Source organism: Novosphingobium sp. 550D (genome assembly GCF_057401885.1).
The window spans coordinates 335489-345000 of record NZ_CM171613.1 but is presented as its reverse complement, the minus strand read 5'-3'; the positions used below and the strand labels follow the sequence as shown (position 1 = coordinate 345000).

The following is a 9512-nucleotide window of genomic DNA, read 5'->3' as shown; positions in this document are numbered from 1 at the left end:
TTGAAGCATTGGCGCCAGCTGATGTGGAGCCATAGGTGAAATACCACCCTGTTGTTTTCTGATGTCTAACCCAGGACCGTTATCCGGTTCGGGGACCCTCTGTGGCGGGTAGTTTGACTGGGGCGGTCGCCTCCTAAAGAGTAACGGAGGCGCGCGATGGTAGGCTCAGGACGGTTGGAAACCGTCTGTTAGAGTGCAATGGCATAAGCCTGCCTGACTGCGAGACTGACGAGTCGAGCAGAGACGAAAGTCGGTCATAGTGATCCGGTGGTCCCTCGTGGAAGGGCCATCGCTCAACGGATAAAAGGTACGCCGGGGATAACAGGCTGATGATTCCCAAGAGCTCATATCGACGGAATCGTTTGGCACCTCGATGTCGGCTCATCACATCCTGGGGCTGGAGCAGGTCCCAAGGGTTTGGCTGTTCGCCAATTAAAGTGGTACGTGAGCTGGGTTCAGAACGTCGCGAGACAGTTTGGTCCCTATCTGCCGTGGGCGTCGAAGTTTGAGAGGAGTTGCCCCTAGTACGAGAGGACCGGGGTGAACATGCCTCTGGTGTACCTGTCGTTCCGCCAGGAGCGCAGCAGGGTAGCTATGCATGGACGGGATAACCGCTGAAAGCATCTAAGCGGGAAGCCTCCCTCAAGATAAGACTTCATCGAGTCGTGATAGACCATCACGTTGATAGGCCGGGTGTGGAAGTGCGGTAACGCATGAAGCTAACCGGTCCTAATAACTCTGATCATGCTTGAGAACCTGCACTGTCAATATCAGTCCTGCGCATGAAGCTCCCTTGATGGGAGCGGCGCATGGGAATGACAGCAAGGGCGATTGTCGAGCCAGTTTGCAGCATCGAAGAAGAACGGCATCAAGAACCCCAAAGACACAAGCGCAGACCATATTGCTTGGTGACCATAGCGTCAGTGCCCCACCCGATCCCATCTCGAACTCGGCCGTGAAACCTGACCGCGCCAATGGTACTAACGCTCAAGCGTTGGAAGAGTAGGTCGTCGCCAGGCATTATTGTCTGCGCTTGAGCCTTTGTGTGTTCGCAAGACAGCTTCCTTGCCCCCCAAGGGGAGGAAGAGAAAAACCCATTCATAATGATGGCCTAAAAGGCCCGACAACACCCCCCTCAAGGTATTTCTTGAGGGGGGTGTTGTCTTATGCGCCTGCATTACAATTAATCTGACCCCCTTATCCCAATGGCCAATTTCGTCTGTCTGACAATTGGTGAAAACCCTCTGCGTAGCCCCAGCGCACAATGCTGGTGAATCGAGAGGAGCTTGCAACATGGACGCCGTATCGGCTGATCGCGTTGGCGCTGTAGCGCCGTTTCCCGCCAAGTATGACAATTTCATTGGTGGCAAGTGGGTGGCGCCGCGCGCTGGCCGCTATTTCGATAATGTGTCGCCGATCAACGGTAAAGTCGTTTGCCAGGTCGCTCGCTCGGACGCGGATGATATTGAATTGGCGCTTGATGCGGCCCACGCCGCCAAGGATGCATGGGCCCGCACTTCGCCCGCCGAACGTTCGCGTGTTCTGCTTCGTGTTGCCGATGTGATGGAACAGAACCTTGCCCTGCTCGCCACGGCCGAAACCTGGGACAATGGCAAGCCGATTCGTGAAACCATGGCGGCTGACGTTCCGCTGGCGATTGATCATTTCCGTTATTTTGCTGGCTGCATCCGCGCTCAGGAAGGCAGCATCGGTGAAATCGACCACGATACGGCTGCCTATCACTTCCACGAACCGCTGGGCGTTGTGGGTCAGATCATTCCTTGGAACTTCCCGCTGCTGATGGCGGCATGGAAGGTGGCGCCCGCACTGGCCGCAGGCAACTGCATCGTGCTCAAGCCGGCCGAACAGACCCCGGCATCGATCCTGGTCCTGATGGATCTGATTGCGGACGTTCTGCCCGCCGGTGTGCTCAATGTCGTCAACGGTTTCGGCCTCGAAGCTGGCAAGCCGCTGGCCCAGTCCAAGCGCATCGCCAAGATCGCGTTTACCGGTGAAACCAGCACCGGTCGCCTGATCATGCAATATGCCTCGGAAAACCTGATCCCGGTCACGCTGGAACTGGGCGGCAAGTCGCCCAACATCTTCTTTGCCGATGTGTGCAATGCCGACGATGACTTCTTCGACAAGGCGATCGAAGGCTTTGTGATGTTCGCGCTCAATCAGGGCGAAGTCTGCACCTGCCCGTCGCGCGCCCTCATTCAGGAATCGATCTACGACCAGTTCATGGAGCGCGCCCTCAAGCGCGTCGAAGCCATCGTGCAGGGCAGCCCGCTCGACATGGCCACGATGATCGGCGCGCAGGCCAGCCAGGAGCAGCAGGAAAAGATCCTGCGCTACATCGGCATCGGCCGTGACGAAGGCGCAGAAGTTCTGATCGGCGGCGAAGCGGGGCAGTTGGGTGGCGATTTGGCCGGTGGCTATTACGTGAAGCCGACCGTGTTCAAGGGCCACAACAAGATGCGCATCTTCCAGGAGGAAATCTTTGGTCCGGTGGTCTCGACCACGACCTTCAAGACGCCTGAAGAAGCTCTGGCCATCGCCAATGACACGATGTTCGGCCTTGGTGCCGGCGTGTGGAGTCGAGACATCAACACCTGCTATCGCTTTGGCCGCGCCATTCAGGCGGGCCGCGTGTGGACCAACTGCTACCACGCCTATCCGGCCCACGCCGCTTTCGGTGGCTACAAGCAGTCGGGCATTGGTCGCGAAACCCACCGGATGATGCTCGATCACTATCAGCAGACCAAGAACCTGCTGGTCAGCTACAGCCCGAAGAAGCTCGGCTTCTTCTGATCGACGGGTCTCACAGGAAAAGGGGCGGTGCCGAAAGGTGCCGCCCCTTTTCTTATGCGCGATTGAAAATCCGGAAGCGGCGCGTGGCCAGTCCATGCAGCACCAGCACAACCAAAGTCGCCACCATATCGGCCACCCAGTCGCGCCAATCGCAATCACGGTGCAATTCAGGGATCGCCTGAAACACTTCGATCAAGGCGCCGAACAACGCCATGCGCTCCAGCACCCGCCAGGGTGAAGTTGTCGGATAGGCCACGCGGCTGATCAGCGTCAGCACGGCAAAGGCGATCATATGGTTGACCTTGTCCCCCATATGATCGGTGGGCATGGCCATAGGATTGGGCGAAAGCGCCATATAGGTGGCAAAAATCATCAACGGCCACAAAGCCCAACGTGCCATTCGATCCAACCGCATCATGCCCTCATCTTTACGATCCGCCCTCGACTAAACCATTGAGGCCGGAGGAGCGAGAGGAAATCCCTTGCCCTTCCGGCCTCGTATTGAATGCCTTAGCCGATTTGGAGGCGGATCAGGGCTTGCGCTGCGCCTTGGCCAGCAATTCCTCGACGGTGAAGGGGCGGCCATTGGTGATGACCTGTTTTACCCGGAATGTGGCCGCAATATCCTTGCGCGGATCGCCGTCGACCAGAATGATATCCGCCAGCTTGCCCACCTCGATCGTGCCCGCATCCAGATTGAGCGCCTTGGCCGAATTGACGGTGGCGGTTTTCAATGCCTCGAACGGGGTAAAGCCGCCATCGACATAGGATGAAATTTCGGCCTGAAGATTGGGGGCGATCATCGTGTCGGTGCCTGCCGCAATCAGAGTGCCCGCCGCCTTCATGGCGTTGAGACCTTCCAACTGCCCCGCCTGCATCGAGAGCAACGCAGGCGGCAGGGCCTCACCTTCGCTCACCGTTTTGCGTGCCCATTCCGGATAGAGCAATAGGCGCGGATCTTTGCGGAACTCCGGATGCTTGGCCAGGAATGTGTTGATTGCGCCGAAATTCGTCGGCGTCAGCGTCCGGCCCGAACGGCCGAACAACTGGATTACATCCTCATAGACCTTACCCTGTGGACCCTGCTTGGGCGAAAAGCCGCGACGGCTGGTGGCGCCAAGGTGTTCGGTGTTGTCGACGCCGGTATAGGCCGCCGGAAAGATTTCATGCGTCGCCACCGGCACGCCCATCTCATGCGCGGCCTCGACCAGACGGCGCTGGCCGAAATCGGGCATGCGGACATAGGATTTGATGAGGTCATATTTCAGCGCCTTGGCCCGCATGATCTCGCGTTCCAGATGCGCCGGACCCGACACCGCCACACCCATGCGATAGAACACCCGTCGCCATTCCAGCAGCGGCCCGGTCGTATAGATGCGCGGCCCGATGCGGACACCGGCTTCCGATGCCTCGCGGTCCTCGATCCCGTCATAGGGCTGGTTGCCCGGATCGCGCACCGTGGTGATGCCATAGGACAGCCATGCCAGATGCAGATTGGCGCCAAAGTCCTTTTGCGCATGGGCGTGATGATCGATCAGGCCGGGAATAGCGGTCAGGGTCGGCGCCTCGATCACCTTGTCCGCGCCCGCATAATTCTTCGTGTCATGGGGCAGGATCGCGGTGATGCGGTTGCCTTCGATCACGATGTCCTTGTTGGTCTGGGTCGCATCGGTGACGGCATCGACCATGGCGCCTGCGTGGACGACGATCCTGGTTTTGGGAATCGCCAGCGTATAGGTGAAGTCGAGCGGCACGTCGCGGATGGCGCCGGTTTCGACGCTGACGATCTTCAACTTGTCCGCCGCTTGGAACAGCACCGATTTTGCGTCCCCGCTCCACGTCGGATAATGCGAGATTTCGGACGTATAGGCGCGGGGGGAACCCAGAGCTGTGCCATCGGGCGACACCGGCCAGATTTTCAGCACGCCGTCCTGAATACCCGCCATTTTCTGCCCATCGGGCGACCAGACCGGCCCGCCCCCGCCGCGCGAATCGAGCGAAGCCTTGTCCGCATCGCGCCAGAAGGGCGTACCCTTGCCGTCGCTGGGCACCATCCAGATCTGGTTATTGCCTTCGCGGAAACTGGTGGAATAGGGTTTGGACAAAGCCACCGCCACATAGCGGCCATCGGGGCTCCACGTCGGCTTGCCGGGCTGGGGCAGGCTGGGTTGCAGGCGGGTCATCACGCCGCTCTCCACATCCACCACCATCAGCCCTGCCACGCCCCAGCGGCCATCAGTGTCGAGGAAAGCAATCCGTTTGCCGTCGGGCGACCATGCCGCGCCAAGCGGTTGGTTCGGGCTGTTGGTAACCTGACGGTCCTTGCCGGTGGAAAGGTCACGCACCCAGATCTGCGGCAACCCGCCGCCCTTGTCCGACGTATAGGCAAGGCTGCGCCCATCGGGCGACCATGCGGCATCGGCCTCCAGCGCTTCGTCATGGGTCAATTGCTGCGGTTTGCCGCCCTTGGCCGAGACGACATAGAGGTCGCCCAGCGCGACGAAGGCGATTTGGCCCCCATCGGGCGACAGCGCAGGATGCTGAATGCCCAGAACGCGGCGCGGGGCGGTCGATGTGAAATCGCGCTTGGCGCGGGTATAGACCGGCTTGATCGCCTCCAGACGCGCGGAAAAGGGGATGGTGGCCAGTTTCGCCCCGGTGCGGCGGCGGATCAATCCGTCGGAAATGTAATAGGCATCGCCCCCGGCCCATGTGGCGCGGAAGGGAAAGACGTTTTCCTTGCCCGAGACGACCTTGCCGTCCACCTCCAGATGGCTGCCGGTGCTATCGGCGGTGACATAGGCCAATGCGCCCTTGGCCGAGAGCGAGGGGCTATCATAGCGCGTGCCGGCAGGGGCGCTGCGCAAGGTGGTGACATCGCCGCCCTTGGCCGGGACGGAATAGAGGCTGCCCGCGCCGGAAAAGACGATCGTGCCGCTGTCGGCGGACCATGCCGGGGCGCGATCCTCACGCGGGCCTTTGGTCAGTTGGGTCAGTGCGCCGGTCGCCACATCGATAGTCCAGATATCGTATCCGCCCCCGCGTTCGCTGGCAAAGGCGATGCTCTTGCCATCGGGCGACCAGCTGGGTTCGCGGTCGTCAAATTCGCCATGGGTCAATTGTTTGGCGTCGCTGCCATCGGCCTTGGCCGTCCACAGGTCATAGTCACCGTCGCGATAGGCGTAATAGGCGATGCGCGATCCATCGGGCGACCATGTGGGCAGATGGGCGTCGTTGAAATAATCGGTGATGCGCTTGGCCTCGCCGCCCTTGGCCGGGATGACCCACAGGCTGCCCTGAAGGTCAAAGGCCAGCCATTGGCCGTCGGGCGAAACCGAAACCGCATAGGACGTGCCCGCGTGGACATCAAACGCCACCGGCGTTTCGCCGCCCGGAGGCGGCAGATTGGCGGGCGCTGCGTTCAGGGGCGCCCCGGCCAATGCGATGGCGGCGGCCAGCACGGCCTGCGATGCCAGAAAGAGGGGGCGCTTGGCAAAGGTCATCAAGGGATACTCCACGCGGGGGGAAGGTCGGCAAGGGGAAATGGGGGCGGGGCCGCCATCATCGGCGACCCCGCAGGTGTTTTCAGACGGATGCTATCAGAACGACATGCTGAGACGGGCGTAATAGAAGCCCCCGCTCACGCCATAGGGTGAATAGGCGTTGTAGAGCGAGAAGCCGTTGCCCTGCAAAGCGGTGGGCAATTTGTTGGGATAGATGTTGAACATATTGTTCGCGCCCACGCCCAGCTTGATGCCATTGCTCAGCTTGTAGCTGGCGTCGAAGTCGAAGATGACCTTGGGGTCGATGCTGGCGTCCGGCCCGGCGGCGCTGGCGTTCATTTGCGTCACGCGGCCAAAACGGGTGGCGCGCAGGTTTAGGGCCGCCGGACCCTTTTCCCAGGCGACATTGGCGATGAATTTTTCACGCGGCGTGCCCACGGTAAAGTCGCCCTGACGGTCGCGCCCGATCAGGACAAGCCCCGCCGAAGAGAGGACCGCCGGAACCGAATCGACGCGGGTGAACACCGTTTCGGAAAAATTGGCCGACAGGCTGAGGTTGGCATTGCCCAGATCGCCCAGATCCGCGCGATAGGTGCCCACGATGTCGATACCGCGCGTGCGCGTGTCGGTCGAGTTCGAGAAGTAGAAGCCGCCCGCCGAAGACGTGATCCCGGCCGCCGCCAGCACGCTGCGCACCACGGCGCCCTGCAGCGTCGAGGAGAGCAGGATACGGTCCTTCAGCTTGATCTGATAGGCGTCCACAGTCAGGTTGAAGCGCGGGATCGCGTTGAACACAAAGCCCAGCGAATAGTTGGTCGACCGTTCAGGCTTGAGCGCCTTTGCCCCCAGCGCGATGCCTGCGGGCGAATCCACCGGCAGCGCGGAAACCGGCAGCAGCGTGCCGCTGACATTGATCGTGCTGGCCGAGGAATAGTGTTGCTGTTGCAGCGTGGGGGCGCGGAAACCCGTGCTGACCGTGCCGCGCAGGGCAAAGCCTTTGGTCGGTTCGATACGCGCCGAAACCTTGCCGGTGTCGGTCTTGCCAAAGTCGGAATAATCTTCATGGCGACCGGCCAGCGCGACTTCGACGCCGGGCAGGATCTTCTGCTCAAGGTTGATATAGGCGCTCCACGCCTTGCGCTTCCAACTGCCCGCCATGCTGGGGGCGAAACCGGTCACGCCCTGCGAACCGCTGGTGCGCAGCACGCCCGCATTGGCCCCGGTGGTCGATCGATAGCCGCCATCGATATAGGAGGCTGCCTCGCCTGCTTCGATGCCATAGGTGGTCTGGCGATATTCGCCGCCCACCGCCACCGAGAGCGGCTGATACAGCCCCAGATTGACGTCTTTTTGCAGGTCGAGATTGTTGGTCCACTCGGTGCTCTTGGTCCGCCCGATGTAGAAGGTGGTCGGGCTGGCCGGGCCCATTGAGGCATTAAGCGCGGTGGTTTCAACCATCGAGACGAGGCTGACGCCATAGCTGGACGAGAAGTCGAAATTGATCGCGGCACCCTTCTGGCTCTTGATGCCCGCGGTCACCTGATAGTCATGGTCGCTGATATGCAGGTGGGGCGAATAGCCGTTGGGATAGATTTCGGGGATGTTGTTGGGCGCATCAGGGAAGCGATAGGTCAGCCATGCATCATTATGGCGGTGGCTGAACGTGCCAAAGCTGTAGAGTTTGACCGCGCCGACCGGGACGCTGAAATCATAGCCAAGGTTGAAGCCTTCGCTGGCCGGTTGGCCCGCCTTGTTGACGTTGCGGTTGACGGTTGCCTCACGCGGGTCAAATGCGCCGGTGGTCGAACTGTAAAGCTGGCCGGTGCGGGCATAGAATTGCCCCGGATTGGGCCCCGAACGCACCGTGCGGGCCTGAAGCCAGCCTTCAGCCGACAAATGCAGGCGCGCCTCGCCAATGGCAAAGCCCTTGTCCACCGACATACGGGCGGTTTCGCCGCCGCCATCCATCGTCGTGCCGCCCAGCATCGTGGCCGTACCCGACAGGTCATCCTTGAGGATCACGTTGACCACGCCCGCAATCGCGTCCGAACCATATTGCGCCGACGCGCCATCGCGCAGCACTTCGACGCGCGAGATCGAGTTCGACGGGATGAGGTCAAGGTCGGCGGGCGACTGGCCGTTTTGGGTCGTGCCGTTGATGAACATGGTGGCGGTGTTGTGGCGGCGCTTGCCATTGACCAGGATCAGCACATGGTCGCCCGCCAGACCGCGCAGCGAAAGCGTCTTGACCGCAAAGCTGGCGCCCGCGCCGCTGTTCGAAACGTTGATCGAGGGGACCAGCGTGCCCAGCAGGTCGCGCACCGATTGCTTGCCGCTGGCCTGAAGATCCTTGACCGAAAGCACGTCGATCGGGGCAAGGCTCTGGGTCGCGCTGCGGGCGACCTGGCGGGTGCCGGTGACGATGATCGTGCCGCTATCGACTGGTTCATCGGCGGCCAGCGCCGGCGTTGCGGCCAGCGCGGCCAGCGCGCAGGAAGTGGAGAGGGCAAATTTGCGCCCGTGGCTGATGGTCATGCGGATGTCCCCTGTTGCCGCCTGTTCCCGGCGACGTTTGAATTTTCACGGATGGTCAGGCGGGCGAATTAAGCGCGCGCGGATGCGTGCCCCAAATGCCGAATTGGCCCGGATTGATTGGAAGAATTCATAGAAACGCCGCAAATCGCGACCGACGGATCATGCAAGCTTGAAGCCGAACCCATAAATTCCCCCTATTTCCTTCGATGGGCCATTTGCCGGCTCCATCGCCCCTCAGGAGGCATCCTCCACCCCAAGTGAACAGGTTGAACACGCGCGGGATTTCACCGGACGCTGCGCAATCCTTCACACTTGTCCAAAAAGTTTCATACAGGGCGCAGGGTGTCAAACCGACCAGCGGCGCAGATTGACGTATTGCCGGGGAATGGCTTCTGGGTGGGTTTGCGCGCGACGCGGCGGCTGGGTTGGGAATGCTGCGTCACGGGCACGGGATGTGCGGGGATGTGGCGCATTTCGGGGCGCGGGGCGTGGATTTTTGACGCAATCGGGAAATCAGGCGGGGGCGAAAGGGAGGGGTAAATGCGAGGGTCTAGACCCTCGCGCTCCCGTTACTGTCTGTGTTGCGCGCGATCTATCGCAAGGCTGAAGTGTGCAAGGTTCAGCATTGAAAGCCTGCGGCGCTTTTCAGCGTAATCTTTC

Annotated in this window: 4 protein-coding genes and 2 rRNA genes (1 of these 6 cut by a window edge); 3 read left to right on the top strand and 3 right to left on the bottom strand. The window is 61.0% G+C overall.

Annotated elements, in window-relative coordinates; genetic code table 11:
• The 3 genes from AC2S2E_RS01655 to adh all read left to right on the top strand — a co-directional run.
• Positions 1-753: ribosomal RNA gene (locus AC2S2E_RS01655) — 23S ribosomal RNA — on the top strand; it begins 2040 nt to the left of the window's first position.
• A 151-nt stretch (positions 754-904) separates the two neighbouring features.
• Positions 905-1019 (top strand): 5S ribosomal RNA (rrf, locus tag AC2S2E_RS01650).
• 274 nt (positions 1020-1293) lie between these two features.
• Entirely contained in the window at positions 1294-2814 is a 1521-nt protein-coding gene (gene adh / locus AC2S2E_RS01645) for an aldehyde dehydrogenase (protein WP_476104441.1), read from the top strand.
• A 52-nt stretch (positions 2815-2866) separates the two neighbouring features.
• On the opposite strand, the gene AC2S2E_RS01640 is transcribed toward adh, so the two are convergent.
• The 3 genes from AC2S2E_RS01640 to AC2S2E_RS01630 form a co-directional block, all read right to left on the bottom strand.
• On the bottom strand, positions 2867-3232 hold the full coding sequence (locus tag AC2S2E_RS01640) for a VanZ family protein (protein ID WP_476104440.1): 366 nt from the start codon (positions 3230-3232) through the stop codon (positions 2867-2869).
• A gap of 112 nt (positions 3233-3344) precedes the next feature.
• Positions 3345-6317, bottom strand: coding sequence for an amidohydrolase family protein (locus AC2S2E_RS01635; RefSeq protein WP_486523509.1), 2973 nt, complete (start codon positions 6315-6317; stop codon positions 3345-3347).
• A gap of 96 nt (positions 6318-6413) precedes the next feature.
• Positions 6414-8852 (bottom strand): TonB-dependent receptor plug domain-containing protein, encoded by a 2439-nt coding sequence (locus AC2S2E_RS01630; protein ID WP_486523508.1) that lies wholly within the window; start codon positions 8850-8852, stop codon positions 6414-6416.
• Positions 8853-9512 lie beyond the last annotated feature (660 nt).